The organism is Paraburkholderia guartelaensis (genome assembly GCF_004353905.1).
Classification (GTDB): Bacteria; Pseudomonadota; Gammaproteobacteria; order Burkholderiales; family Burkholderiaceae; genus Paraburkholderia; species Paraburkholderia guartelaensis.
In genome coordinates this window covers 118,581-142,854 of sequence record NZ_SMOD01000012.1, presented here as the reverse complement: position 1 = coordinate 142,854, position 24,274 = coordinate 118,581, and the positions used below count along the sequence as shown (strand labels likewise).

Sequence of the window (24,274 nt, the reverse complement as noted above, 5' to 3'; positions counted from 1 at the left end):
AAACGGCCACTCAACTCGTTCGACTGGAGGTCATATGCCGCGCTTTCGAATCCTTTCCCTGGACGGCGGAGGCACCTGGGCGTTGATCCAGGTCCGCGCATTGCAGGAAATCTACGGCCCCAATAAAACCGGGCACGAGGTACTTCACAATTTCGACCTGGTCGCCGCCAATTCCGGCGGATCGCTCGTGCTGGGGGGCTTGATTGAGAACCTCCCGCTATCCGAAATCTTGAATCTGTTTCTGGACGCTACGCGCCGAAGCAGCATCTTTGCGCCGCTTGGCGGCCTTGCCGGTATCGGCAACAAGCTGCTGGAGGACACGCTAGGGCTTGGGCCTAAGTACTCGGCCTCACGTAAATTCCTGGGCATACAGGCGACTTTGCCGAGATTCGGCGGCACGCGTCTCGACCAGTTGCCGAAGGAGATGGATGGGGGCGCCGGCCCGTGGCCGAGAATCCTGATTCCAGCCTTCGACTACGACCTGCGGCATTGCATGTTCTTTCGCTCCGACTTAGAGAGCCTGGCGAACAACACCATCCGCCCACAGGCGCCAACGGTGGCCGAAGCCATCCACGCCTCCACCAACGCGCCCATCGACTACTTCGACCAGCCGGCCATTTTCCCCACCAACGCGGGCTACGCGCCGCATCGCTTCTGGGATGGCGCCGTAGCGGGCTACAACAACCCTGTGCAGGCCGCAGTACTCGAGACGATAGCCAACCGGCAACCCTACGCGTGTGCGGACGGCCCAATCGCTGCCTTGAGCATTGGAACGGGCAATACCAGCCTGCCGCTAGTCGAACCCGGCCTGCCGGATACGACAGATGCGGAACTCGTACTCCATCAACAATCCACGGGCCTGCCAACCGATATCGGTACGATGGCCAAGAGCATCGTTTCCGATCCACCCGACGCCGCCACTTTCGCCGCCTACCTGACGCTCGGGGGCATAGGCTGCTGCAATCCGGATGAGCCGGCAAATGAGGGACCGCTAGTGCGCATGAATCCCATGATTCGGCCTTGCTACACAAACGGCAACTGGACACTGCCGGACGGCCTCGAATCGACGGAATTCGCGGCGCTCGTGAAACTGGACATGGACGCGACCCAGCAATCAGACGTCGACCTCATCACGAGATTCTGCGACCTCTGGATTCAAGGGCCGGTGCCTAACCAGGCAGTCCGGACGAATGAACTGTTCCAGACGCTGATTGGGCAGAACACGTTCGAGGCCGCAAAAGTCGCGTGGCTATCCATCAGTCAGTGACGCGTTGATATGTCGCCGAAATCCTCAAGCCCCTGGTTTCGCCGAGAAGACGGAGGTGCACATGTGCTCTATCCCTTACGACCCGTCACGCGACGCGCTCGACTTACCGGGACTCAGGCCGACGGTGTTCACTGCTGGTGGCATATACGACATTAACGGACTGTGTGCGGAGTTCGCGCGGCTTGCCTATATACGCTACGAGGATGGCGGCGCTGAACTCCAGCGGCTCGAACAAGCGCTCGCCCTCGTGGGTTTTGAAGGCGCGGCTCCCTTCAACAATGCCGACAACGACACGCATGGCTTCGGTGCCGTGAGGAAATCCGATGGGCTCGCCGTGCTTGCATTCCGTGGAACAGAACCGCAATCGCTTACCGATATTGCAATTGACCTCGAAGGCAGTTTGACAGACTGGACGGAAAGTGCCGGGCGAGTTCATGCCGGATTCGCGCGCGCCGCACGCAGCTTGAAAAAAGCGGTCGATAACTGGTTGCAAGCGACCGCGGCGACGCGAACCCAACTCATATTGACAGGCCATAGCCTCGGTGCGGCGATCGCGACGCTCTTTGCCAGCATATGCACACCAAACGCCCTCGTGACGATCGGTTCGCCACGCGTAGGCGACGCGACGTTTGTCGCCACGCTGGCCCATGTCGGCATCACGCGCTATGTCGACTGCTGCGATCTCGTCACCGATTTGCCACCACCGATTGGCGGATACGTTCACGCGGGAGACTCTAACTACATCACGCGCAAAGGCGCGTTGGTACCGGACGCCGACGACGCATTCGTGCAAGCGGACCGCGCCGCCGCACGCAGCGATTATCTGCTCACATACGCGTGGCGCATCGGTGACCTCATGGTGCGTGACCTCGCGGATCACGCACCAATCAACTACGTGAGGAGTCTCGTTCCGTGAAACGCCACGTCACCGTCAATCCAACTAACCGAGCCCTCTCGCCTAACTAGCCGCATCGCCCTCGCGATGCACGGGTTGCGTCTCCTTCAAGCTCTTCGCAAGGCGCGAAGCCTGCAGATAGCCAGGGTTCGCAGGCCGTTTCAGGTAACGCCCGGCACCGCGCCGCGCCCGCAGATCGCCGTTCGCCCACACGAGTTCGCCTTGCGAAATAGTATGTGTGGGCACGCCGCGCACCGTCATGCCTTCGAAGACGTTGAAGTCGACGTTCTGATGATGCGTCTTCACCGAGATCGTACGCGTGGCCTGCGGATCCCACACGACGAGGTCGGCGTCGGCACCGGCAGCCACCGTGCCCTTGCGCGGATACAGGTTGAAGATCTGCGCGGCATTGGTGGAAGTCACCCGCACGAACTCGTTCGGTGTGAGCCGGCCCGTGTTCACGCCCTGATCCCACAGCACCGCCATGCGGTCTTCCACGCCGCCACATCCGTTCGGAATCCTCGTGAAATCGTTGCGGCCCATTGCCTTTTGTGAAGCACAGAACACGCAGTGGTCGGTCGCCGTCGTGTGTAGCAGCCCGCCTTGCAGCCCGCGCCAGAGCGCGTCTCGATGCTCTTTCGTACGGAACGGCGGGCTCATGACATGGGCGGCGGCGCGCGTCCAGTCCGGGTCGCGATACACCGACTCGTCGATCACCAGATGCCCGGCGAGCACCTCGCCGAACACGCGCTGCCCTTCGCTGCGCGCGCGGGCGATGGCGTCGAGCGCGTCTTTCGCCGAGACATGCACGATGTACACCGGCACGCCCAGCACCTGCGCAATGCGAATTGCGCGGTTCGCCGCCTCGCCTTCGACTTCGGGCGGCCTTGAAAGCGGATGCGCCTCGGGCCCCGTGAAGCCGCGCGCAAGCAGCCGCCGTTGCAACTGGAACACGAGTTCGCCGTTTTCCGCATGCACGGTGGGCAGTGCGCCCAGTTCGAGCGAGCGCGCAAAGCTGTTCACGAGAATCTCGTCGTCGGCCATGATGGCGTTCTTGTACGCCATGAAGTGCTTGAAACTCGACACGCCGTGTTCGTTCACGAGCAGGCCCATGTCGCGATGCACGCTGTCGTCCCACCACGTCACGGCCACGTGGAAGCCATAGTCGGCCGCCGCTTTTTCGGCCCAGCCGCGCCACTCGCGAAACGCGTCCATGAGCGGCTGCTTCGGGTTCGGAATCACGAAATCGATGATCGACGTCGTGCCGCCCGCCAGGCCCGCCGCCGTGCCCGTGTAGAAGTCGTCACTCGCCGTCGTGCCCATGAACGGCAGTTCCATGTGTGTATGCGGATCGATGCCGCCCGGCATCACGTACTGGCCGCCCGCGTCGACCACGGTCGCGCCCGCAGGCGCGTCGAGGTTTTCGCCCACGGCCTGGATCACGCCGCTTTCGCAGAGCACGTCCGCACGCCAGCTCTTGTCCGCATTGACGACGGTGCCGCCTCGAATCAGGATCGCCATGATGCCAAGTCTCCTTCAGTTGAACGAATTCGCGCTGCCACAACTCACGCGCTTGCCACGCTCGGGCGCCGGCTCTTACCGAGCTTCATCATCAATCCGTAGACGATCGCCGCAATCGCGAGTCCCACGAACCACGCATAGGTGTAAATGCTCTTGAACGCGTCGGGCACGGAGGGAAACACATTCGGGAACGCGGTGTTGAGAAAGCCCGGCAGATTGGGCAGCACGCCCAGCACCAGCGCGATGACGGCCGCCGGGTTCCAGCCGTTCGAGTAGGCATATTCGCCGTTCTCCTCGAATAGCTGCGCCGTATCGAGGCGCGTGCCGCGAACGAGGAAGTAATCGACGATGAGAATGCCCGCCACGGGGCCGAGCAGCGCCGAATAGCCGACGAGCCAGGTGAAAATGTAGCCCTGCGTAGTGGCGAGAATCTTCCACGGCATCATCAGGATAGCGATACCCGCCGTGATGAGCCCACCTGCCTTGTACGAGATCGCTTTGGGCCAGAGGCTCGAAAAATCGTACGCCGGGCCAACCAGATTGGCGGCGAGATTGCAGCACATCGTGTCGAGCGTGAGGATGACGAGCGCGATGCCCACGCCCACGCCTTCCATGCGGCTCGTGAGATCGATAGGGTCCCAGATCGCCTTACCGTAGATCACCACCGTGGCCGAAGTCACGACGACCGAGACCACCGAAAGCAGTGCCATCGGAATTGGCAGGCCGATGGCCTGCCCCACGAATTGATCCTTTTGCGTTTTCGCGAAGCGCGTGAAGTCGGGAATGTTGAGCGCGAGCGTGGCCCAGAAGCCCACCATGGCCGTCAGGCTCGGCCAGAACGTCGCCCAGAAGAGCCCCGCTTTCTTGCCGCCCGCAGCAAACTGGGAAGGTTGCGAGAGCATCGAGCCCACGCCGCCTGCCTTCGAACAGGCCCACCACACGAGCACCACGCACATCACGACCTTGATGGGCGCGGACCAGCTTTCAAGCCAGCGAATCGAATCGGTTCCGTGAAGGATGAAGTAGAGCTGCAGCACCCAGAACACAAGGAAGCACGCACCCTGGCCGATCGAGATGCCGAGAAACGGCAGCGCGTCGCCCACCAGTGCGTTGTGCGTGAGGATATTGGCGAGCGTATAGATGGCGCTGCCGCCAAGCCACGACTGGATACCGTACCAGCCGCATGCCACGATGGCGCGCAGCATGGCTGGCAGCTTCGCCCCCTGCGTGCCGAACGAGGAGCGCACCAGCACTGCGTAGGGAATGCCGTATTTCGTGCCCGCGTGCCCGATCAGCAGCATCGGCACGAGCACGATGAGATTGCCGAGCAGCACCGTGAGGACGGACTGCCACGGCGACATGCCCTGCTCGGTGAGCCCGGCCGCGAGCATATACGAGGCGATGTTCATCACCATGCCCACCCAGAGCGCCGCGAAGTGATACCAGCGCCACGTGCGCTGCGCAGCGCCGGTTGGCGCGAGATCGTCGTTGTATAACTCGCTTTCGGCGCGGCGCGCGCTGGCATCGCCTGTCAATGGCTGACTCATAGTTGGAATTCTCCGTGACTTGTCGTTGGTCTAGTTCGGCTCAGTTCTGTTTCAATGCGTCAGGCGGCTTTCGGATCGGCCACGCGCGCCGGGTTGTTGGGATGCGTGGTCCAGTTCGCGTAGCGGGCCGAGTCGACGCGCTCCATCGTGATGCATTCGTCGACCGGGCAGACATGCATGCATAAATTGCACCCGACGCAGTTTGCGTCGACCACCTCGAAGTGACGCTTGCCGTCGCGCGTGGCGGTGATGGCCTGATGGGAGGTGTCCTCGCAGGCGATATGGCAGAGTCCGCACTGGATGCAGCGGTCCTGATCGATGCGCGCCTTGATGTCGTAGTTGAGGTTCAGGTACTGCCAGTCGGTGACGTTGGGCACGGCGCGGCCGCGAATGGCGTCGAGATTCGCGTAGCCCTTGTCGTCCATCCAGTTGGAGAGGCCGTCGATCATATCGCTGACGATTCGGAATCCGTAATGCATCGCGGCGGTGCAAACCTGCACGCTTCCCGCGCCCAGCACGATGAATTCGGCGGCGTCACGCCAGTCGGAAATACCGCCGATGCCGGAGATGGGCAAGCCGTGCGTTTGCGGGTCGCGCGCGATTTCCGCGACCATGTGCAGCGCAATGGGCTTCGCGGCGGGGCCGCAGTACCCGCCGTGCGTGCCTTTTCCATCCACGGTCGGCAGCGGCGCCATCACGTCGAGATCGACACCCACAATCGAGTTGATCGTATTGATGAGCGAGACGCCGTCCGCGCCGCCCTTCATCGCCGCGCGCGCGCCGTGGCGTATGTCGGTCACGTTGGGCGTGAGTTTCACGAGGCAAGGCAGGCGCGTGCCCTCCTTCACCCAGCGCGTGACCATTTCGATGTATTCGGGCACCTGCCCCACGGCCGCGCCCATGCCGCGCTCGCTCATGCCATGCGGGCAGCCGAAATTGAGCTCCACGGCATCGGCGCCGGTATCTTCCACCTGTGGCAGGATCCACTTCCAGTCTTGCTCGGTGCACGGCACCATCAGCGAGACGATGAGCGCCCGGTCTGGCCAGTCCCGCTTCACCTGCGCGATTTCCTTGAGGTTCACGTCGAGCGGCCGGTCGGTAATGAGTTCGATGTTGTTCAACCCTGCAATGCGCTGGCCGCGCCACATGGTGGCGCCATAGCGCGAGCTTACGTTCACCACGTGCGGGTCGAGCCCGAGTGTTTTCCAGACCACGCCGCCCCAGCCCGCTTCGAAGGCGCGGTTGACGTTGTAGGCTTTGTCGGTGGGTGGCGCGGAAGCGAGCCAGAACGGGTTTGGCGATTCAATGCCGGCAATCTTGCAACGCAGGTCGGCCATGATGCGACTCCTTCGTATTGTCTGGATTCGGTGTGTTGTTCGCCTGGATCAAGAAGCGCAGTTCAAGCCGCTCTGGCGGACTGGCTCGCGAGGTAGCGGTCGATCGCGCGTGCGGCGAGCTTGCCGTCCTGCACGGCCTGCACAGTGAGATCGGTTGCGCCATGGCCTGCGCAGTCGCCGCCCGCGAATACGCCTTCGACGGACGTCGCACCGTCCGCATCCACGGCAATGCGCGCACCACCCGCGGTAAGTTGCAGGGCGTCGAGGCCAACCAGGCCTTCAGGCAAGAGCTTTTGGCCAATGGCTTTCAAGACCATGTCGGCTTCCACGCGCACGATTTCGCCGGTGCCGCGCAACGCGCCGCCCGCATCGAGCGCGGTGCGCTCGAACTCCACGGTCTGTACGCAGGTGTCGCCGGTGATGCGCAGCGGCTTCACCCATTCGACCAGCACCACGCCCTGCGCGCGCGCGAATTCCTGTTCGGCCCAGGTGGCGCTCATCTGTGCCGCGCCGCGGCGATACGCAAGCGTCACCTGCTCCGCGCCCAGCTTGCGGCTTTGCACGGCGGCATCGATAGCCGTATTTCCGCCGCCGATCACCACCACTTTGCGGCCGACCGCCAGCGTGGACAGATCGTCGGCTTCGCGCAGGCGAGCGATAAAGTCCACAGCATCGCGCACGCCGTCGAGCGCTTCGCCTTCAACGGAAAGCGCTTGCGTGCCGCCGAGGCCGACGCCAATGAACACAGCGTCATAGGCGGCTCGCAGCTCCGTCAGCGTGACGTCACGGCCAAGCCGCTGGCCCTGGCGTATTTCGATCCCGCCGATGGAAAGCAGCCATTGCACTTCACGCTGCGCAAAATCGTCGACGACCTTGTACGCCGCGATGCCGTATTCGTTGAGCCCGCCTGGCTTCTCACCCGCGTCGAACACGCTCACGCGATGCCCGGCGAGCGCCAGCGTATGCGCGCAGGCGAGCCCCGCCGGCCCGGCCCCGACCACAGCCACGCGTCGTCCTGTCTCACTCGCGCGCTTGAAGAGCGCCGGTGCGCCGGCGGCTTCGCGCGCCATCTGGAAGTCGGTGGCATGGCGTTGCAGCGCGCCGATGCGAACTGATTCGCCATCCTGATGATTCCGGACGCACGCGCCTTCGCAGAGAATTTCGGTCGGGCACACGCGCGCGCACGTGCCGCCCAGTGGATTCGCGCTCAATATATCGCGCGCTGCGCCCTTGAGATTGCCGTTGCCGATCTTGCGGATAAAGCCCGGAATGTCGATGCCGGTCGGGCAAGCCGCGACGCATGGCGCGTCGTAACAATAGTGGCAGCGGTCTGCGGCAATGACGGCTGCGTTGAGGGACAGCGGCGGCGCGACGTCGGCAAAATTGCAGCCGAGTTGCTCGGCCGTGAGGCGACCAGGCGCGATGCCGTCGGCGGCATTCGAGTTGGGCTGGGACATCCGGATGCTCCTTGCGAGGCAAAACACGGGTCCGCCGGCTGTGCATGACATGCGCAGCCGGTACGTGGGGAAAGCGTGAAAGACAGCGCGGCTCTCAGGCCGCTTGCGTTGGCGTCAAAGGCGTCAGCCGGGTTCGCTCGCGCGTTCGAGCATGGCATGCAGCAGCACGTTCGCGCCCGCCTCGATCCATTCGATCGTCGCGTCCTCGACCTCGTTGTGACTGATCCCGTCGATGCACGGCACGAACACCATCGAAGTCGGCGCGACCGTCGCGAGATAGCACGCGTCGTGGCCCGCGCCCGAAACGATCTCGCGGTTCGAGTAGCCAAAGCGCTCTGCCGCCGCGCGCACGGAGTTCACGCAGGCCTTGTCGAACGGCACCGGTGCGTAATAGAAAATCTGCTCGAGCTGCGTTTCGAGTTTGCCTTGCTCTGCAATCCTTTCGATTCCTTCGCGCAACTCGGCGTCCATCTTCGCGAGCACGTCGTCCTGTGGATGGCGAAAATCGATGGTAAAAAACACGCGGCCCGGAATTACGTTGCGCGAATTCGGATGCACCTGCATCATGCCGACCGTCGCGCAGGCCAGCGGCGCGTGGCGCAGGCCAATTTCGTTGACGAGCTGCACGACACGCGAGGCGCCCAGCAGCGCGTCGCGGCGGCGCGGCATGGGGGTCGGGCCCGCGTGCGCTTCCTGCCCCGTGAGCACGACTTCGTACCAGCGCTGCCCCTGCGCGTCCGTCACGACGCCGATGGTCTTGTTTTCGGCTTCGAGTATCGGGCCCTGCTCGATATGCAGCTCGAACGCCGCGTGAATCTTGCGCCCGCCGCACGGCAGTTCACCCGCATAGCCGATGCGCTGCAACTCCTCGCCGATGGTCTTGCCATCGATATCCTTGCGGGAGAGCCCGTAGTCGAGCGTGAAGACGCCCGCAAACACGCCCGAGGCAACCATGGCCGGCGCGAAACGCGAGCCTTCCTCGTTGGTCCAGATCACGGTTTCGACGGGGCGCTCGGTTTGAATGCAGTGATCGTTCAACGAGCGGATCACCTCGAGGCCGCCCAGCACGCCATAGATGCCGTCGAAGCGCCCGCCCGTGGGCTGAGAGTCGGCGTGCGAACCGGTCATCACCGGCGGCAAGTCGTTGTTGCGCCCCGCGCGGCGCATGAACACGTTGCCCATTTGGTCGACGCTCACCGTGCAGCCGGCCTCTTTCGCCCATTGGACGATGAGATCGCGCCCTGTCTTGTCGAGGTCGGTGAGCGCGAGACGGCACACGCCGCCCTTGGGCGTGGCGCCGATTTTCGCCACCTCCATCAGGCTGTCCCACAAACGCTGGCCGTTCACGTGAATCGCGGTCGTCAGCGCGGCTTCGCTTACTGCGTTCATGCGTGTCCTCCTGTCCGTGTTCGTCAAACGTGCATTCTTGCTACCTTCTGGGGCGGGAAGAGCCATGGCGGTGCACGCTCGAATGGCGCTTCGCGACTCCCGAAACCTCGCCCCGCGAATCCTGTCCGATTGGACAGGTTGTAGACGATAAACTTCGCGAATTCAATGCGGTGTTACCAGCGAGAAGCGTGCCATCGATGCTGCAGTGCGCGAAAACACCCTTGCGCTCCGCGCGTTTTCCCCGAGGGCGGTGAATGCACGAGGCGCTTACATCGTGACTACAATGAAGCCGACATGGGCGCGGCAGCCGTGCGCCGCCTCTTCCCTTCTGAACGGACTGACCATCATGCGCGACGACGAACCCACCACGCGAGCCGCGACTCACGCGATGCGCGCCACGGCTCACGAACGGGATGCCGCTGACGCAACGCACAAGCCGCGCCGGCGCAAAGCCGCCATTCGCGAGTCGAATGAAGCGCATCTACTCGCCTGCGCGGAGGCCGTGTTCGCCGAGCGCGGCTTCGAAGGCGCAAGCACGGCGCTGATCGCGGAGCGCGCGGGCCTGCCGAAGGCCAATCTGCACTACTACTTCCCGACCAAGCTCGTGCTCTACTGGCGCGTGCTCGACGATCTGTTCGAGGAATGGAACGCGGCCGCCAACACATTCGATGCGAGCGACGATCCGGTCGAGGCCATTGGCGGCTACGTGCGTGCGAAGATGGAACTCTCGCGGCGCAGACCGCTCGGGTCGAAAGTGTGGGCGAACGAGATCATCAGCGGCGCGACGCATATGCAGGACATCCTGCTCAAGCGTGTGAAGCCGTGGATGGAAACGCGCGTGAAGCTGATCGATCGCTGGATTGCCGAAGGCTTGCTCGCACCCGTCGATCCGAAAGCGCTGCTTTTCATGATCTGGGCGACCACGCAGCACTATGCCGATTTCGAGGCGCAAATTCGCGCGCTCTCAGGCAAGCGCGCGCTTTCATCGGCGGGGTTCGAGGCGAGCACCGAGGAAGTGGTGCGGTTGATTTTGCGCGCGAGCGGCGCGCGCTCGCCTGGGCATTGAGCGAAGCGGCAACTCAGTCGCTCCGAGGAAATCCGCGGCCGCGAAATCAGCGGTAAAACTCCGAAGGCGCAACGCCGAAATGCCGCTTGAACATCGCGGCAAACGCGCTCTGGCTCGTGTAGCCGTGATCGAGCGCGACGGTCACGATCTTCTCGCCGCGCGCAAGACGTTCGAGCGCCAGAAAGAGCCGCGCATGACGACGCCAGCGCCCGAGCGTCATGCCCGTCTCGCGCTGGAACGCGCGGTGCAGCGTGCGCTCCGCCATGCCCAGCCTCTGCGCCCAATGCGCGACTTCGTGCGGCGCATCCGGCGCATCGATGATCGCGTCGCAGAGCTTGCGCAATCGCGTGTCGGCAGGCCAGGGCAAATACAGCGGCAGACGCGGTATGACCGCGAGTTCGGCGAGCAACAATCGCATGAGCAAATCGTGACGGCCGCCCGGCGCGTAGTCGAGCGGCACGTCCACCGCGCCGAGAATCAATTCGCGTAGCAACGGCGGCACCTCGACCACGCAACTGCCCTGCGGCAAATCCTTCGCGGCGCCGGGCTCGACGAACACGGTGCGCATGCGCACGTTGCCACTCATGCGGACCGTGTGCTCGAGTCCGGCATCGAGCCAGACCGCGCGCGTCGGCGGCACGACCCAGCGGCCCGCCTGCGCTTCGATCAGCATGACTCCCTCGACCGCATAGAGCAGCTGCGCACGCCGATGGCTGTGCGTGGCGATGAACGCGCCGTGCGGATAGTCGGCGGCGAGCGCCGCGACCGGCATGGGCGTGTCTTCGTAGGGAACGTGCACGTCCGGCGGCGGGAGGGCAGTCATCGATTTGGAGTTTGAGTGGCAGTTTTGCGACAGGTTCTGCCATTCTAGCGCGAGACAGACCCCACTCGGGGCAGGCAATCTCATCGCTCTTCCACTCACACGACTGTGTTCAGGAGGCACCGATGCCCGCTTCTTCCTCGCGCTCCGCGCTGTATTCACTCTTTCCTGTCGCGGCGATTGCGCTGTGGTCCGGCAACGTCATGGTGTCACGCCTCTCCGCGCACACCATCGACCCGTATGCCATCACCTTCTGGCGCCTCGTGCTGGCCGTCGCGCTGATGAGTCTCTTCGTGCCCGCGGGAGCGTGGCGCAACCGCGCGGCCATCATCCCGCAACTGCCGAAGCTCGCCTTCCTGGGCCTGCTCGCAATGGCGCTGTTTCAGTGCCTGTCTTACGAAGCCGCCAAAACAACGACCGCCACCAACATGGCGATCATGACCTCGCTCGTGCCGCTGCTCACCATGCTGCTCTCGGTCGCGCTGCTCGGCGAGACGCCGACGGCCGGCATGGCGAGTGGCGGCGTGCTGTCGTTCGCGGGACTCGTCTGGTTGATTACGGCCGGCCATCCGGCGGCGTTGCTCGCGGGCGGCGTGCATGCGGGCGATCTGCTGATGCTTGGCGCAAGCGCCGCCTACGCGCTTTATGGCGTGCTGCTCAGGCGCTGGCATGTCGGCCTGCCTTCGTGGCAATCGACATATTTCCAGGCGATTGCGGCGTTGCTCTTCATGCTCGTGCCGATGCTGCGCCTTCCGCTCGCTGAAGCGTTGCCCACACGCGCGAGCTTGCCGCTCATCGCCTACGCCGGATCGCTGGCTTCCGTCGTGCTCCCGTTCTTCTGGATGCAAGGGGTAAAGCATCTCGGTCCGAACCGCTGCAGCATGTACATGAACTTGCTGCCCGTGTTCACGGCTGCGCTCGCCGTCGGCGCGTTCGGCGAGCGGCTGTATCCGCATCACCTCGTGGGCGGCGGCGTGGCGCTCGCTGGCGTGCTGCTCGCGCAAACGTGGCGCGCCCCGCTTGCCTCCCTTCTTCCGTCCCATGCTGAACCCAACGCCGAAACAAACGATGGCGCGAAATATTAAAACCGTGGCGCCCAATCCAAAATGCGAGATCCGCGTTTGCCGTATCGTGCGAATTCAACCATGAACCCAGTACCGACGACACTTCGTGTGAAGAATCACGACATGATGGTCGGGCCGCGCCAGCATTCCCCGCCTCGCTTTGCGAGGTGATCGTCTTCCCGCACGGATCGACAAGACGGCTGAACGCGATCAGCATTTCCTTAGGATCACGTATGAACGACATTGCAGGATACGACTTCGAAGATCTGGCACCCGGGATGAGCGCGAGCTTCGCCAAGACCATTACCGACGCGGATATCGTGCTGTTTGCCGGGGCTTCGGGCGACAACAACGCTGTGCATATCGATGAAGAGTTTTCGCGCAAGACGCCCTTCAAGGGACGCATTGCGCACGGCATGCTCAGCGCGAGCATCATTTCCGCGGCAATCGCCGGCCGCTTGCCCGGACCCGGCACGATCTATCTCGGCCAGAACCTGCGCTTCAAGGCGCCGGTCAGGCCGGGCGATACGGTACAAGCCACGGTGACGGTGCGCGAACTCATTCCGGGCAAGCGCCGGGTCGTCCTGGACACCATCTGCACCGTGCAAGGCAAGGTTGTCATCGACGGCGACGCGCTCGTCATGCCCACCTCTCGCGCGGATCGCACTAGCGAAGCACCTGCCGCAGACGCATTGTCGAATACCGCAGTGGAACCGGCATGAGCAATCACTTCAATATGCCCGACGAGGTCGCGCACGGATTTTCCCGCTCGACGAAAGACTTCCTGAACGCATTGGTTGGCATCCCGGCGAGCGCAGCCGTCGCGCCGGCTGTACTGCATGAAGCAGGCACTCGCTACTGGGAGCAACAGTGGGCGCTGTGGGCGAACATGCTGAACCCGCAAGCGGCAGCCAGCCCGGCATGCCGCGACCAACGGTTCCGGGCGGACGAATGGACCAGCAACGCCTGGTACAACCTGCTCCGGCAGAGCTACATGGCCAACGCTGGCCTGCTCGAAGATATGGTCGGCGCGACAGGCTACGACGAACGCGAAAAGCACCGGCTGCGCTTTTTCATGCGCCAGCTCATCGACGCTGCGAGCCCCACCAACTACGCTGCGACCAATCCCGAAGCGATCCGGATGGCCATCGAGTCGAACGGCGAAAGCCTTCGCACGGGAATCACCAATCTGTTTGGAGACCTCGCACGCGGCACCATTACGATCACCGACGAATCCGCCTTCGAGGTGGGTCGCAACGTTGCGGCGTCCAAAGGCGCGGTGGTCTTCGAGAACGCCCTGTTTCAGCTGATCCAGTACGCACCGCTTGGCACCCACGTAGCAAAGCGTCCTTTGCTGATCGTGCCGCCCTGCATCAACAAGTTCTATATTCTCGACCTTCAGCCTGAAAACTCTTTTGTTCGCTTCGCCGTCGAGCAGGGACAAACGGTATTCATGGTGTCGTGGCGCAACCCCGATGCGGAAACCGCGCATACGACGTGGGACGACTATCTGCAAACGGGCGTGATGCAGGCCATCGATGTCGCGCTTGCGATCACCGGTACGGACAAGGTCAACACGGTAGGCTGGTGTGTGGGCGGAACGATCCTCTCTTCGGCGCTTGCGGTAATACGCGCGCGCGAAGAAGAAAAGGTTGCGAGCCTGACGCTTCTGACGACCATGCTCGACTTCACCGATCCGGGCGATCTCGGCGTGTTCATCGACGAGCAAACCGTATTGCAGCGTGAGCATTCGATAGGAAGCGGCGGCATCTATCCGGGGCGGGAACTCGGCTTCGTTTTCCAGATGTTGCGTTCCAACGATCTGATCTGGCCTTATGTGATCAACAACTATTTGAAGGGAAAGACCCCGGTCGCGTTCGACCTGCTCTACTGGAACGCCGACAGCACCAATCTGCCGGGCCCGATGTACACCTGGTACCTGCGCAATATGTACCTCGAAAACAACCTGCGCGTGCCCGGAAAGCTCACGATGTGCGGTGTTCCGGTCGACCTCGGCCGCATCGACATGCCTGCCTACGTGCTGGCGACCCAGGAGGATCACATCGTGCCGTGGAAATCGGCGTGGCGCACCACGCAACTTCTTGGCGGCGAGTCCCAGTTCGTGCTCGGGGCAAGCGGACACATCGCGGGCGTCATTAATCCTGCGACTAAGAACAAGCGGAGTTATTGGGTCAACGGCGGGATCGACGGCGAAGTGAACGGCAATCCTGCAAGTGACGCTGACGGATGGTTCGCGAATGCGCAGCAGACTTCGGGCAGCTGGTGGAATCACTGGATCGAGTGGCTGCACCCGCACGCGGGCGGTCGAGTCAAGGCGCGCACAAAACTCGGAAGCACGAAGTATCGGGCGATCGAGCCCGCGCCTGGGCGTTACGTCAAAGAGCGGGCGAGTTGAGCCTACGTGAACGAGCGCATCATCGCGTGTGCTACGTCGTCCGAATTACCTTCGGTTCACCCAACACACGCTGATGCGCACTGAATCATTCGCCACGCATCTTCTATCAAAACCCATGAACGGGTTGAAACGCTGAGCGCGATTTTCTGACTACACTCCAAATACACGCGCTCACCGAGCACGATCTCCCGATTGCGGCGTGGCTTCATTATCGGTCACTTTATGCGCCGCGATTCACGCCATCGCGGCGCGATGTCTATGGGAAGCCCAGCGTATGTTCAAGAATCGCATTCGCGCAGCATTGCTGGGGCTTTTCGTTGCAGCATTTGCGCCTGCCAGTCACGCGCAATACACGACCGACTGGCTCGCAAACACCTTCGGGACCCTCGCCAAACACGTCGGTAATGGCGCGCGCTCGATGTGGGTCGCTCCCGAGGGTGTCATCTATACGTCATCGCGCTGGGACGAAAACGCGGGCGGCGTAGCGCTCTATCAGAACGGCGCAACGCTAGGCACCATCGGCGCGCACGACGAGTTCCAGGGCAGTGCGATCACGGGCAACGCAACATCGATCTTCGTCGCCCTCGGTTATAGCCGGGCCTTCGGCAGCGGATCGGTGGGCCGCTACAACCGAAGCTCGAACACGCGCGACCTTCGCATTGCTGTCAGCACCTGGACCGGAATGCAGAACGCCGATGTGATCACCGGTCTCGCGACAGCGGGCACGCTGCTCTACGTCAGCGACTATTACGGCAATCGCGTACGGGTGTACACGACCGACGGCGTCTGGCAGCGCGACATCGGCGTCCAGTATCCCGCCGCACTCGCAGTGGACAGTGCAGGCAACGTCTGGGTCGCGCGCGAAAACGCAGGCGTAATCGCACAGTTCAGCCCGGCCGGCGCGCCGATGAACACGATCCAGATGACCGCGGGCGCCCGGCCCTCTGCACTCTATTTCGACGCTCCGACGAATCAGTTGCTGGTGGGCGATGAGGGGCAGGACATGAACATCAAGTGTTATGCCCTGACCGGTGTGCCGGCGCTGGTCGGTACGTTCGGCGTGCAGGGCGGCTATCTCGACACCACGACAGGTATCAAAGGACAGGTCGGCGACAAGCGCTTTACGCGCGTCGTCGGTATCGGCAAGGATGCAGCCGGCAATCTGTACGTGCTCAATAACGCATGGGGCGGCGACTGGGATTTCGGCCGCAACGGCAGCACCGATATTCATTCGTACAACTCAACGGGCACGCTGCAGTGGACTTTGCAGGCGCTCAATTTCGAGGCGATCGCGGCGCCCGACCCGGCAACGGATGGCGCGAACTTCTACAGCGGCAACAACATCTACACGGGTACAGCAGGCGGCACGTTCGTAGCAAACACGATCGATCCGTTCAGCTGGCCGGCTGACCCGCGCCTGAACATGAACGACTATCAGCGCGGCCAGCTTTTCGGGCAACTCGTGGTGGTGGGCGGCAACCGCATTCTCGTCGTCTCCGGTCAGAATCCCGACACGTTCAACTTCTTTCACTTCCAGCCGTCGAGCGGGTACATCGCCATTCCCGATGGCTCGATCCCGGGTAAGGCGTTCAATACGAATACGAAGGTGACGGGCGGCTTCGCGATCGACGGCAATGGCGACGTCTGGGCCGGCCTTGACCGGACCAACCAGATCTACCATTACCCGTTGACGGGCTTCGACGCGAACGGCAAGCCATCATGGGGCGCCGCCAGCACGATCCAGATCCCGCGAACCGTGCGCCCGCTCACGCGGATCATCTATCAGTCGGAGAGCGACACGATGATCCTCGCGCAAGGCGTTGCGGGGAGTTGGGACTGGACAGCTATGGACGGGCACATCGAGGTCTATCACGGCTGGAAAGCGGGCAACACGAGCGCGCCGAGCCCGGTGATCGATCTCACGAGCGCGAATCCGAAATCGATCGCGGCGGCGGGCCACTACCTGTTCGTGGGCTACGTGCATACGGTGCCGAATATCGACGTGTTCGACCTGAACACCGGCAGCCTCGTCACAACGTTGACGAACTCGAACCCGACGGCGATGGATGTCGGCAACGACGTGGATTCGATGTACGGCATTCGCGCGTACCTGCGCTCGACCGGCGAATACGTCGTCACGAAAGACAATTACAACGGATCGAGCGTCGTGGTTTATCACTGGCACCCGTAACGCCTGTTCTGGAACGCAATTAGCATGCTTCGCCGCCTCCTTGCGTTCCCGCACGTATAGTCATAATATAACTACACATAAAGCTACTAGCTCGCCATGCTCAGACATTCGCCGCTCGCCCTCGCCGTTCTCGCCATGCTGACCGAAGCGCCGATGCATCCCTACCGGATGCAGCAGCTCATCAAGGCGCGCGGCAAGGACGAAGTCGTCAACGTGCGGCAGCGCAACAGCCTCTATCAGACGATCGACCGGCTTTTGCGCGGCGACCTGATCGCCGTTCGGGAAACGGAGCGCGACGGCGCGTTTCCCGAACGCACGATCTACGAAATCACCGACGCTGGGCGCGACACCGCCCGCCTGTGGCTGCGCGAGCAGCTCGCCCAGCCCGCGCGCGAATTCCCGGCGTTTCCCGCGGCGCTCTCGTTGTTGCCCTTGCTCCCGCCCGACGACGCCCGCCGCCAGCTCGAAACGCGCGTGGCGTCCCTCACGCGCGAACTCGCCCGCATGGACGCCTTGTACGCGGGCGCCGAGGCGATGCAGGTGCCGCGCCTTTTCCTGCTCGAAGGCGAACTCATGCGAGCAACGCTCAAGACCGAACTCGACTGGGTCATGAGCGTCGTCGGCGACCTGAAAGACGGCAATCTCACGTGGAGCGAGCCTTGGCTGCGCGAACTCGCCGAGCGTTTCGCACCGCCGTCCGACGCGCCTGCAGCACGCGAATCATCGAAGGAGAAATAGTCATGTCGAAAGTCATCCCGCAAACTCCACTCTCGGTCATGATCATTGGCGCGGGAACCGGCGGCCTGTGTCTCGCGCACGCCCTGAATCGTGCCGGCATCGACGTTCAGGTGTACGAACGGGATCGCACGCGAGCCGATGGTCTGCAAGGTTATCGCGTCGGCATCGATCCACACGGCCTCGCCGCGCTGAAGGCCGCGCTGCCGCCAGACCTCTTCGCCACGTTCCTCGCCACCTGTGCGCGCACACCACGCTACTTCAACATGCTGACCGAGCGCATGTCGGAGCTGCTGTCGGTCGGGATCGGCGAAAGCGAAATCGATGGCGGGAAGTCCGTGAGCCGCATGACACTGCGCCAGGTCCTCCTTACAGGCCTCGAAGAGCGCGTGCATTTCGACAAGACCTTCGTCGAATACGAACAGCACGCCGATGGCCGCGTGACGGCGCGCTTTGCCGATGGCACGAGCGCGAACGCCGATGTGCTCGTCGGCGCGGACGGCGCGCGCTCGAAGGTCAGACGGCAATTGCTGCCGCATGCAAGGCTCGAAAATACCGGCATCGTGAGCATCGCGGCCAAAGTGCCGATGACCGAAGAAAGCCGCGCACTGCTGCCGCCCAAGGTACTCGACGGCATTTCGCTAATCTCGGCGCCGAAGGGCTACGGCGCAATCATCCACGTGATGGCATTCAACTGGGACGAGGCCGGCGCCAGGTCCGGCGTCGGCGGCAACGACGCCGCGTTGATCGAGCACTGGCCGGGCCTGCTCTACGACAACACGCGCGACTACCTGATGTGGGGCGTGTGGGGGGCGCGCCGCAACGTCCCCGCAGACCCGATGAAGCTCGAAGCGCCGGCCCGGCTCGCGCTCGCCATGCAGATGACCGACGGCTGGCATCCCAATCTGCGCGCGTTGATTCGCGCCTCGGATCTCTCGACAACATTCGCCCTTGACGTACGCACGTCGGTGCCCGTCGAGCCCTGGCCGGCCTCGAACGTTACCGTACTCGGCGACGCGATTCATCTCATGACGCCTGGCAGAGGCGTTGGCGCAAATACTGCGCTGCGCGATGCGCAACTGCTCGGCTCGCAACTCGTGCGAGTGGCCCGCGGCGAACTGGAACTCGTGGATGCGGTTGCCGGCTATGAAGCGCAGATGCGCCGCTATGGCTTTCACGCGGTGGCCGAATCGCGCAAACAGTTCGACGAGCGCGACGCAATTCATCGGCCAATTGTCGGGCGATTCGCGCTCGGTGCAATGCGTACAGCGATGCGCGTCGTCAACAACGTGCCACCACTTAAACGGCGCATGATCGATTCGGAAAACCGCTTTCGCGGCAGCGAAGAAGAAAACGCAGTTGCTTCGCATTAGAACACGCTGCCGGGCCTGACCCCGCACAAGCACACGCTGTAACGTGCAACACGAGCGCCATTCGCTAGCATTTCTTCGCCAACCCGTGCCATCGCAGCGGCAAGCCTCGACAATCTACATATAGGCTGCGTATTACCGGGTGTGTGAATCATACAGACATAACACTTTGCTTCGTAATGCGAATCAAATGACGGATGAATTGCCTTTCTAATCGCCGTATTCTGCATCGATACGTCATTGCGTGCCTCTAATAGCAGGCAGTCGCGATGAAGATAGTTCTTCTGAACAATACCTCGACACGCATCGGGGAGCGCGCCGAGGTACATCGATTGCGCGCCTGTAGACAACGCGTGGCGGCTTTGCGCGGGTAAGGCGTGTGTTTGAAGCGCCTTGCGCGAAATAGGGGGGAACGATGAACCGATCAACGAAGCAGACCGTAGTATGGGTGCTCGCTTTGGCCATGTCGGGCGCGGCTTATGGTGCGGCCGGCGGTAATGGCGGAGGAAACGGCGGCGGCAATGGTGGTGGCCATGGCTCTGGGTCTGGGTCGGGCTCTGGGTCTGGGTCGGGCTCTGGATCAAGTTCGGGCTCTGGATCAAGTTCGGGCTCTGGGTCCGGCGCAGGCTCTGGGTCAAGTTCAGGCTCTGGGTCAAGTTCAGGCTCTGGATCGGGCTCAGGCTCTGGGTCAAGTTCAGGCTCTGGGTCGGGCGCAGGTTCCGGGTCAAGTTCAGGCTCCGGGTCGGGCGCAGGCTCCGGGTCGAGTTCTGGATCGGGGTCGGGCGCAGGATCTGGGTCGAGCTCTGGCTCGGGTGCCGGCAGTGGCCACGGCTCTGGGTCAAGCTCAGGCTCAGGCTCTGGATCAAGCTCAGGCTCAGGTGCTGGATCAAGCTCAGGCTCAGGTGCTGGAAGCTCCGGTGCTGGAAGCTCCGGTGCGGGCAGTTCCGGCGCGGGCAGCTCCGGTGCGGGTAGCTCCGGCGCAGGCAGCTCCAGTGCAGGCAGTTCCGGCGCAGGCAGCTCTGGCGCAGGCAGCTCCGGCGCAGGCAGCTCTGGTGCAGGCAGCTCTGGCGCAGGCAGCTCTGGCGCAGGCAGCTCTGGCGCAGGCAGCTCTGGCGCAGGCAGTTCCGGTGCAGGCAGCTCCGGTGCAGGCAGCGCCGGAGGAAGTAGCGCCGGCGCAGGCGGTAATTCGAGTGCGGGTAGCTCCTCCTCAGGTAGCTCGAGTGCAGGCGGCCCCGGTGGACCAATGGGCCGCGGCGGCTCACCAGGCATGAGCGCAGCGACGGCCATGGTCGAAAGCGTGCCGCCTCCTCCACCGGCGCCGATCGTAAGCGCACCGGTTACAAACGCATATAGCCCACCGCCGCATGCGCCCTACTCGGATTATCGTCCGAATGCGTTGGTGATACCCACCCCGGCCACGACCGCCAATGCCCCGCCACCGAGTGTGACCACGCCGGTCCGTGGCACAGCCAGCGGGGCAGCCACCGCGCCGGTTGCAAACTACGCGCCGCCGGCCGCTGCGGCCCCGGCCCCTGTTGCAGTCGCGAGACCAGCTGCCGCGCCGACGGCAAACGACTACGGTCCGCCGGGCGTGGGCGGCACGGGCAGCGGCCCGGGTCCTGCGCGGGCTGCGAACAGCCATGGGCCGCAGGGCGCGGGCGGACCAACCAAAGCGGGTTTCGCCGTGGATACGGGCGGGTATGAGCCGCCAATTCTGACGCCGACGAGCACGCCATAAACGCATTCGTGCTCTCGCGCGACACATCGCTTCGGTATCGGCACGGCGACGCATCGCCGTGCCGAAATCTTGTGTAGCAACGCCGATGAGCGGCGAGCACGGCAAGCACGAATTGACCAAGATCAATGCATCTTGAAACGCCCGGCGCATAGTGAATCAGCCGCGGCTGACCACGCAGCGCCGTCCCTACTCTCTCCGCTCCCTTGCCCCAGGTCGGCCGCTCCTCTCACGGAGCCCGACATGGAACTCGCCGTCCGACGCAGTGCGATCCAGGTGATTTTGAGCGAGCATCACCGCCTGACGAGCATCGTCAGCGGCATGCTGCGTGTGGTCGATGACATGGCGTCCGGCCCCGGCCTGAGCAGCGCCATGCTGATGCGGGCGATGCTCTACTACATCAACGAATTCCCCGAGCAGGTTCATCATCCGAAAGAGGAGCAATACCTGTTCGCGCGGCTTCGAGCGCGCACTGGTGAATTCGGCGCCGTCACCTGGGAACTCGCGCGCCAGCACGAGGAAGGCAAACTGCGCGTTCAGGCGCTCGAACGTGCGCTCACACGGTATGAACTCGCTGGCACCGACATGCTGCCCGCATTGCGCGACAGCGTATATGGTTACGCCGACTTCTACGCGGGTCACCGGCACCTGGAAGAGTCCGTCATCCTGCCCGGCGCACAGCGGCATTTGACCGTATCGGACTGGATGGAAATCGATGAGGCGTTCGGCGCAAATCGTGATCCGTTCGAGAGTCTGGAGACCGAAGACAATCTCAACGATCTTTACAGATTGATCGTCCAGACGATGCCTGAAGCGCCAGCCTGACGACCATCCAGCGCTGCACATCTCGGATCGCCGCCTGTCCGGCGTCGATAACATTCGATCGAGGCCCGGATCTCACGCCACAAAGAGACGTGCAATCGACCTACACGAATTCACGACAACCTGGCGAGTCCTGCGGCAAACTACCGCACCCCCAACGGTACATGGCGTTGGGCCGTACGATCAGTCCGCGTCGTACACTGTGCGTTTCGACGCTCGTAGTCCGGAACGCCGTCGTGCCCATTCACTATCTGCGCAGCTTTACCTCAGTCGAACGCACCGAGCGGGCCAACCTGCGGCTCGGCCGCGCATTGGCCTGGGTCGCCGGTGCAATCAATGCCGGCGGGTTCCTCGCCGTTGGGCAATACACGTCGCATATGTCGGGCATCGTTTCGTCGCTTGCAGACAGCACCGCGCTTGGCGAAAGCGGCATCGCGTTATCCGCCATCAGTTCCATCCTTGCCTTTGCGAGCGGCGCCGCGACTTCCGCCATTCTGATCAACTGGGGACGCCGCCGTTGCGCGCGCAGCGTCTACGCGCTGCCACTCCTGCTCGAAGCCGCCCTGCTGCTTTGCTTCGCGGCGCTCGGCGCAAACCTCGGCATACATCGCGTTCTGTTCGTGCCATTAACGGTGGCCGTGCTCTGCTACGTCATGGGCGTGCAGAACGCCATGATCACGAAAATCTCGCGCGCCGAAATCCGCACAACACACGTGACCGGCATCGTGACAGATTTGGGAATCGAACTTGGGAAGGCGCTGTACTGGAATTGGGGTGTGCCGGCCTCGGCGTCGCATCACGTGGCGGCCGATATGCAGCGGATACGCGTACTCGGTTCACTGCTCGGAATGTTTTTGCTCGGCGGAACGCTGGGCGCAGTGGCTTTCCGGCATTTTGGATTTGCCGCGGGCGTGCCCTTGTCGATGCTGCTGGTGATTCTTGCAAGCGTCCCGGTCACGGACGATTTGCGCCGCCTGCCGCTGCGCGACCTTTTTTGAGGATTGCGCCGGTCACACGCCGTGACGATCCCAACCAATTTATTCGCTTATCAGAAACCGGTCGCGATTTTTCGCGTCCTTGATCCAGTTTGGCGCGCGTCCCCTGCCGGACCAGGTCGCGCCGCTTGCGGGATCGCGATATTTCGGTGGCGCCGCGCTATGCGAAAAGCCCGGCCTGCCCCGACGACTACCAAATATATCCTGCTGCGTGTACCCGAATTCGGCCACCTTTGCGCGGATATCGGCGAGAACCGTCTCGAACTCTTGCTGACGGGCGATGGCGGCCTGACTCTCGAGTTCCGCGAGTTGCGCCTTCAGTTCCTTGTACGTTGCCACGAATCGTCTCCTGCGCGTGGACACCATTCGCTAATCATAGTGGCTTTCGCACACGCCACCTTCCAACGTGACCGCACGACTTTTGCGGCAGCGAAAGCAGGCTCACGCAGCAGATCGTTCAGGCCGTGACGAAGACGATTGCCCCCGCATCGGCGACCTGGGCGAACAACCGTACGAAACGATAGCTTTGCGCCTGGATAGTCAGTTCGTTGAGCCCGGAGCGCGTGCCTTCCAGTATCGCCCGGGCCACCGGTTCCGGAATCGCCCCAAGGTGCGCCCAGTCCTCCGGCAGTAGCGCAGGATCGCCCAGATAGACCTCGCTTTTTCCGCCAGGCGTTCGAACGAGAATCAGGCTTCCTCCCTTATCGAGCGCAAGTTCCAGATACTCTGACAAGGTTGCCAGCGCCTCTGTGTCGACATCGCGGGCGGCGTGTGAGTTCGAAGTCATAGGGTAGCCACGCTGAGTAGTGTATCGATCACTATCGTACCCCTGCTCCTGCCCGTTCGGATCATTTTGGCATCGAGACGCGATCAGGGATGTAACCCGAACATACCGTGCCAGATCGCACTAAAGAGATTGGCGTGACGACGATCGTCGGACTTTTGCGACTCGTCGCCTGCGCCGTGCGACGAAGACGGCGGCACGGCCTCGTCCGGTTCCGCGGCATTGCGCGGCGTGACGTTGTCCGCCTGGCGCGACAGGTGCAGCGCGACAGCGCCGTCGGCAATGTGCCCGGCCAGTTGGGATTCGCAATCGCCGGCGAGCAGCACACCGAACACGACGTCGCGGTTGTAGCCTTGCTCTGCGAAGCGCATGGCGACGGACACATGCCGCGCATACGCCTCCTGCCGCGCCGCCTCCTGCTTACGCGCCGCTTCTTCCTCTTCGCGGGCGATACGCCCCATCTCCTTTGCATAGACCGCGTCGTAGACGCGGCGCTGCGCCGGATCGGAAAGAATCGCGTAAGCCTCCTTGATCTCCTGGAACTGCGCATGCGCAGCGGCTTCGCGTCCCATATTACGGTCGGGATGCGCTTTCATCGCGGCCCTGCGGTAGGCCCGCTTGATGTCTGTGTCGCTCGCGTCGTCGCTTACGCCCAGCAAGTCATACAACGTCGCCATGGCTCGCACAAATTGAAGTGGGATCCGGTCGATCGTAGCATGTCGTCCGCAGACGCACCGAGCGCGCGATGATGATCGCGAGGTGCCAACCGATCAATTATCCTAAGCAAACGGCATCGAATATCGAAGTCCGCCTGCGCAGCCGGCGCGCGGCACGTGGCTCTCAGCGTCGAACCCGCGTCCAGC

The 24,274-nt window shown here is 63.0% G+C and carries 20 protein-coding genes; 11 read left to right on the top strand and 9 right to left on the bottom strand.

The genetic code is table 11. The features are described from left to right. The first annotated feature begins 34 nt into the window (after positions 1 to 34). Complete coding sequence (locus tag E1N52_RS17665) at positions 35 to 1,267, top strand: patatin-like phospholipase family protein (RefSeq protein ID WP_165979403.1); 1,233 nt, start codon at positions 35 to 37, stop codon at positions 1,265 to 1,267. A gap of 61 nt (positions 1,268 to 1,328) precedes the next feature. Then, a complete protein-coding gene (locus tag E1N52_RS17660) occupies positions 1,329 to 2,183 on the top strand; it encodes a lipase family protein (protein WP_133184044.1) in 855 nt (284 codons plus the stop codon). Between the two features lie 42 nt (positions 2,184 to 2,225). Here the strand turns inward: E1N52_RS17660 and hydA are convergent, their stop codons facing one another. The 5 genes from hydA to E1N52_RS17635 form a co-directional block, all read right to left on the bottom strand. Continuing rightward, on the bottom strand, positions 2,226 to 3,683 hold the full coding sequence (hydA, locus tag E1N52_RS17655) for a dihydropyrimidinase (protein WP_133184043.1): 1,458 nt from the start codon (positions 3,681 to 3,683) through the stop codon (positions 2,226 to 2,228). A gap of 44 nt (positions 3,684 to 3,727) precedes the next feature. Continuing rightward, positions 3,728 to 5,230 (bottom strand): NCS1 family nucleobase:cation symporter-1, encoded by a 1,503-nt coding sequence (locus E1N52_RS17650; RefSeq protein ID WP_133184042.1) that lies wholly within the window; start codon positions 5,228 to 5,230, stop codon positions 3,728 to 3,730. Between the two features lie 59 nt (positions 5,231 to 5,289). Further along, positions 5,290 to 6,567, bottom strand: coding sequence for an NAD-dependent dihydropyrimidine dehydrogenase subunit PreA (preA, locus tag E1N52_RS17645; protein WP_133184041.1), 1,278 nt, complete (start codon positions 6,565 to 6,567; stop codon positions 5,290 to 5,292). 62 nt (positions 6,568 to 6,629) lie between these two features. Beyond that, positions 6,630 to 8,024, bottom strand: a complete 1,395-nt coding sequence (locus E1N52_RS17640) for an NAD(P)-dependent oxidoreductase (protein WP_133184040.1) — start codon at positions 8,022 to 8,024, stop codon at positions 6,630 to 6,632. 123 nt (positions 8,025 to 8,147) lie between these two features. Then, positions 8,148 to 9,413 carry a Zn-dependent hydrolase gene (locus E1N52_RS17635; RefSeq protein ID WP_133184039.1) on the bottom strand — a complete coding sequence of 422 codons (1,266 nt, stop codon included), beginning with the start codon at positions 9,411 to 9,413 and terminating at the stop codon, positions 8,148 to 8,150. Between the two features lie 346 nt (positions 9,414 to 9,759). Here E1N52_RS17635 and E1N52_RS17630 point away from each other — a divergent pair, with 346 nt between their 5' ends. Continuing rightward, positions 9,760 to 10,479: a TetR/AcrR family transcriptional regulator gene (locus E1N52_RS17630; RefSeq protein WP_133184135.1), complete on the top strand. Its 720-nt coding sequence runs from the start codon at positions 9,760 to 9,762 to the stop codon at positions 10,477 to 10,479. 46 nt (positions 10,480 to 10,525) lie between these two features. Here the strand turns inward: E1N52_RS17630 and E1N52_RS17625 are convergent, their stop codons facing one another. Next, positions 10,526 to 11,302 (bottom strand): AraC family transcriptional regulator, encoded by a 777-nt coding sequence (locus tag E1N52_RS17625; RefSeq protein ID WP_246089107.1) that lies wholly within the window; start codon positions 11,300 to 11,302, stop codon positions 10,526 to 10,528. 122 nt (positions 11,303 to 11,424) lie between these two features. Between E1N52_RS17625 and E1N52_RS17620 the strand changes: the two genes are divergently transcribed. The 8 genes from E1N52_RS17620 (at position 11,425) to E1N52_RS17585 (ending at position 22,630) form a co-directional block, all read left to right on the top strand. Then, positions 11,425 to 12,384 (top strand): DMT family transporter, encoded by a 960-nt coding sequence (locus E1N52_RS17620; protein ID WP_133184038.1) that lies wholly within the window; start codon positions 11,425 to 11,427, stop codon positions 12,382 to 12,384. Positions 12,385 to 12,596: 212 nt separating this feature from the next. Further along, complete coding sequence (locus tag E1N52_RS17615) at positions 12,597 to 13,085, top strand: MaoC family dehydratase (protein ID WP_133184037.1); 489 nt, start codon at positions 12,597 to 12,599, stop codon at positions 13,083 to 13,085. Next, positions 13,082 to 14,779 (top strand): PHA/PHB synthase family protein, encoded by a 1,698-nt coding sequence (locus E1N52_RS17610; RefSeq protein WP_133184036.1) that lies wholly within the window; start codon positions 13,082 to 13,084, stop codon positions 14,777 to 14,779. Before E1N52_RS17615 ends, E1N52_RS17610 begins: the two co-directional genes overlap by 4 nt. A gap of 274 nt (positions 14,780 to 15,053) precedes the next feature. Continuing rightward, complete coding sequence (locus E1N52_RS17605; RefSeq protein WP_133184035.1) at positions 15,054 to 16,970, top strand: SMP-30/gluconolactonase/LRE family protein; 1,917 nt, start codon at positions 15,054 to 15,056, stop codon at positions 16,968 to 16,970. A gap of 96 nt (positions 16,971 to 17,066) precedes the next feature. Then, positions 17,067 to 17,708: a PadR family transcriptional regulator gene (locus E1N52_RS17600; protein ID WP_133184034.1), complete on the top strand. Its 642-nt coding sequence runs from the start codon at positions 17,067 to 17,069 to the stop codon at positions 17,706 to 17,708. 2 nt (positions 17,709 to 17,710) lie between these two features. Continuing rightward, entirely contained in the window at positions 17,711 to 19,078 is a 1,368-nt protein-coding gene (locus tag E1N52_RS17595) for an FAD-dependent oxidoreductase (RefSeq protein WP_133184033.1), read from the top strand. A 1,975-nt stretch (positions 19,079 to 21,053) separates the two neighbouring features. Next, positions 21,054 to 21,635 carry a hemerythrin domain-containing protein gene (locus E1N52_RS17590; protein WP_133184032.1) on the top strand — a complete coding sequence of 194 codons (582 nt, stop codon included), beginning with the start codon at positions 21,054 to 21,056 and terminating at the stop codon, positions 21,633 to 21,635. A 233-nt stretch (positions 21,636 to 21,868) separates the two neighbouring features. Beyond that, complete coding sequence (locus tag E1N52_RS17585) at positions 21,869 to 22,630, top strand: YoaK family protein (RefSeq protein ID WP_133184031.1); 762 nt, start codon at positions 21,869 to 21,871, stop codon at positions 22,628 to 22,630. A gap of 39 nt (positions 22,631 to 22,669) precedes the next feature. Here E1N52_RS17585 and E1N52_RS17580 read toward each other — a convergent pair whose 3' ends face one another. The 3 genes from E1N52_RS17580 to E1N52_RS17570 form a co-directional block, all read right to left on the bottom strand. Beyond that, the gene (locus E1N52_RS17580; RefSeq protein ID WP_133184030.1) at positions 22,670 to 22,966 is read right to left on the bottom strand and encodes an H-NS histone family protein; all 297 of its coding nucleotides are present in this window, start codon (positions 22,964 to 22,966) and stop codon (positions 22,670 to 22,672) included. 118 nt (positions 22,967 to 23,084) lie between these two features. Continuing rightward, positions 23,085 to 23,414 (bottom strand): hypothetical protein, encoded by a 330-nt coding sequence (locus tag E1N52_RS17575; protein WP_133184029.1) that lies wholly within the window; start codon positions 23,412 to 23,414, stop codon positions 23,085 to 23,087. An 83-nt stretch (positions 23,415 to 23,497) separates the two neighbouring features. Continuing rightward, positions 23,498 to 24,088 carry a J domain-containing protein gene (locus E1N52_RS17570; RefSeq protein ID WP_133184028.1) on the bottom strand — a complete coding sequence of 197 codons (591 nt, stop codon included), beginning with the start codon at positions 24,086 to 24,088 and terminating at the stop codon, positions 23,498 to 23,500. Positions 24,089 to 24,274 lie beyond the last annotated feature (186 nt).

Excerpts from the sequence above, each read along its gene's own strand:
- E1N52_RS17665 (WP_165979403.1), top strand. The coding sequence starts at position 35 with ATGCCGCGCTTTCGAATCCTTTCCCTGGACGGCGGAGGCACCTGGGCG.
- E1N52_RS17660 (WP_133184044.1), top strand. The coding sequence starts at position 1,329 with ATGTGCTCTATCCCTTACGACCCGTCACGCGACGCGCTCGACTTACCG.
- hydA (WP_133184043.1), bottom strand. The coding sequence starts at position 3,683 with ATGGCGATCCTGATTCGAGGCGGCACCGTCGTCAATGCGGACAAGAGC.
- E1N52_RS17650 (WP_133184042.1), bottom strand. The coding sequence starts at position 5,230 with ATGAGTCAGCCATTGACAGGCGATGCCAGCGCGCGCCGCGCCGAAAGC.
- preA (WP_133184041.1), bottom strand. The coding sequence starts at position 6,567 with ATGGCCGACCTGCGTTGCAAGATTGCCGGCATTGAATCGCCAAACCCG.
- E1N52_RS17640 (WP_133184040.1), bottom strand. The coding sequence starts at position 8,024 with ATGTCCCAGCCCAACTCGAATGCCGCCGACGGCATCGCGCCTGGTCGC.
- E1N52_RS17635 (WP_133184039.1), bottom strand. The coding sequence starts at position 9,413 with ATGAACGCAGTAAGCGAAGCCGCGCTGACGACCGCGATTCACGTGAAC.
- E1N52_RS17630 (WP_133184135.1), top strand. The coding sequence starts at position 9,760 with ATGCGCGACGACGAACCCACCACGCGAGCCGCGACTCACGCGATGCGC.
- E1N52_RS17625 (WP_246089107.1), bottom strand. The coding sequence starts at position 11,302 with ATGACTGCCCTCCCGCCGCCGGACGTGCACGTTCCCTACGAAGACACG.
- E1N52_RS17620 (WP_133184038.1), top strand. The coding sequence starts at position 11,425 with ATGCCCGCTTCTTCCTCGCGCTCCGCGCTGTATTCACTCTTTCCTGTC.
- E1N52_RS17615 (WP_133184037.1), top strand. The coding sequence starts at position 12,597 with ATGAACGACATTGCAGGATACGACTTCGAAGATCTGGCACCCGGGATG.
- E1N52_RS17610 (WP_133184036.1), top strand. The coding sequence starts at position 13,082 with ATGAGCAATCACTTCAATATGCCCGACGAGGTCGCGCACGGATTTTCC.
- E1N52_RS17605 (WP_133184035.1), top strand. The coding sequence starts at position 15,054 with ATGTTCAAGAATCGCATTCGCGCAGCATTGCTGGGGCTTTTCGTTGCA.
- E1N52_RS17600 (WP_133184034.1), top strand. The coding sequence starts at position 17,067 with ATGCTCAGACATTCGCCGCTCGCCCTCGCCGTTCTCGCCATGCTGACC.
- E1N52_RS17595 (WP_133184033.1), top strand. The coding sequence starts at position 17,711 with ATGTCGAAAGTCATCCCGCAAACTCCACTCTCGGTCATGATCATTGGC.
- E1N52_RS17590 (WP_133184032.1), top strand. The coding sequence starts at position 21,054 with ATGGAACTCGCCGTCCGACGCAGTGCGATCCAGGTGATTTTGAGCGAG.
- E1N52_RS17575 (WP_133184029.1), bottom strand. The coding sequence starts at position 23,414 with ATGACTTCGAACTCACACGCCGCCCGCGATGTCGACACAGAGGCGCTG.
- E1N52_RS17570 (WP_133184028.1), bottom strand. The coding sequence starts at position 24,088 with ATGGCGACGTTGTATGACTTGCTGGGCGTAAGCGACGACGCGAGCGAC.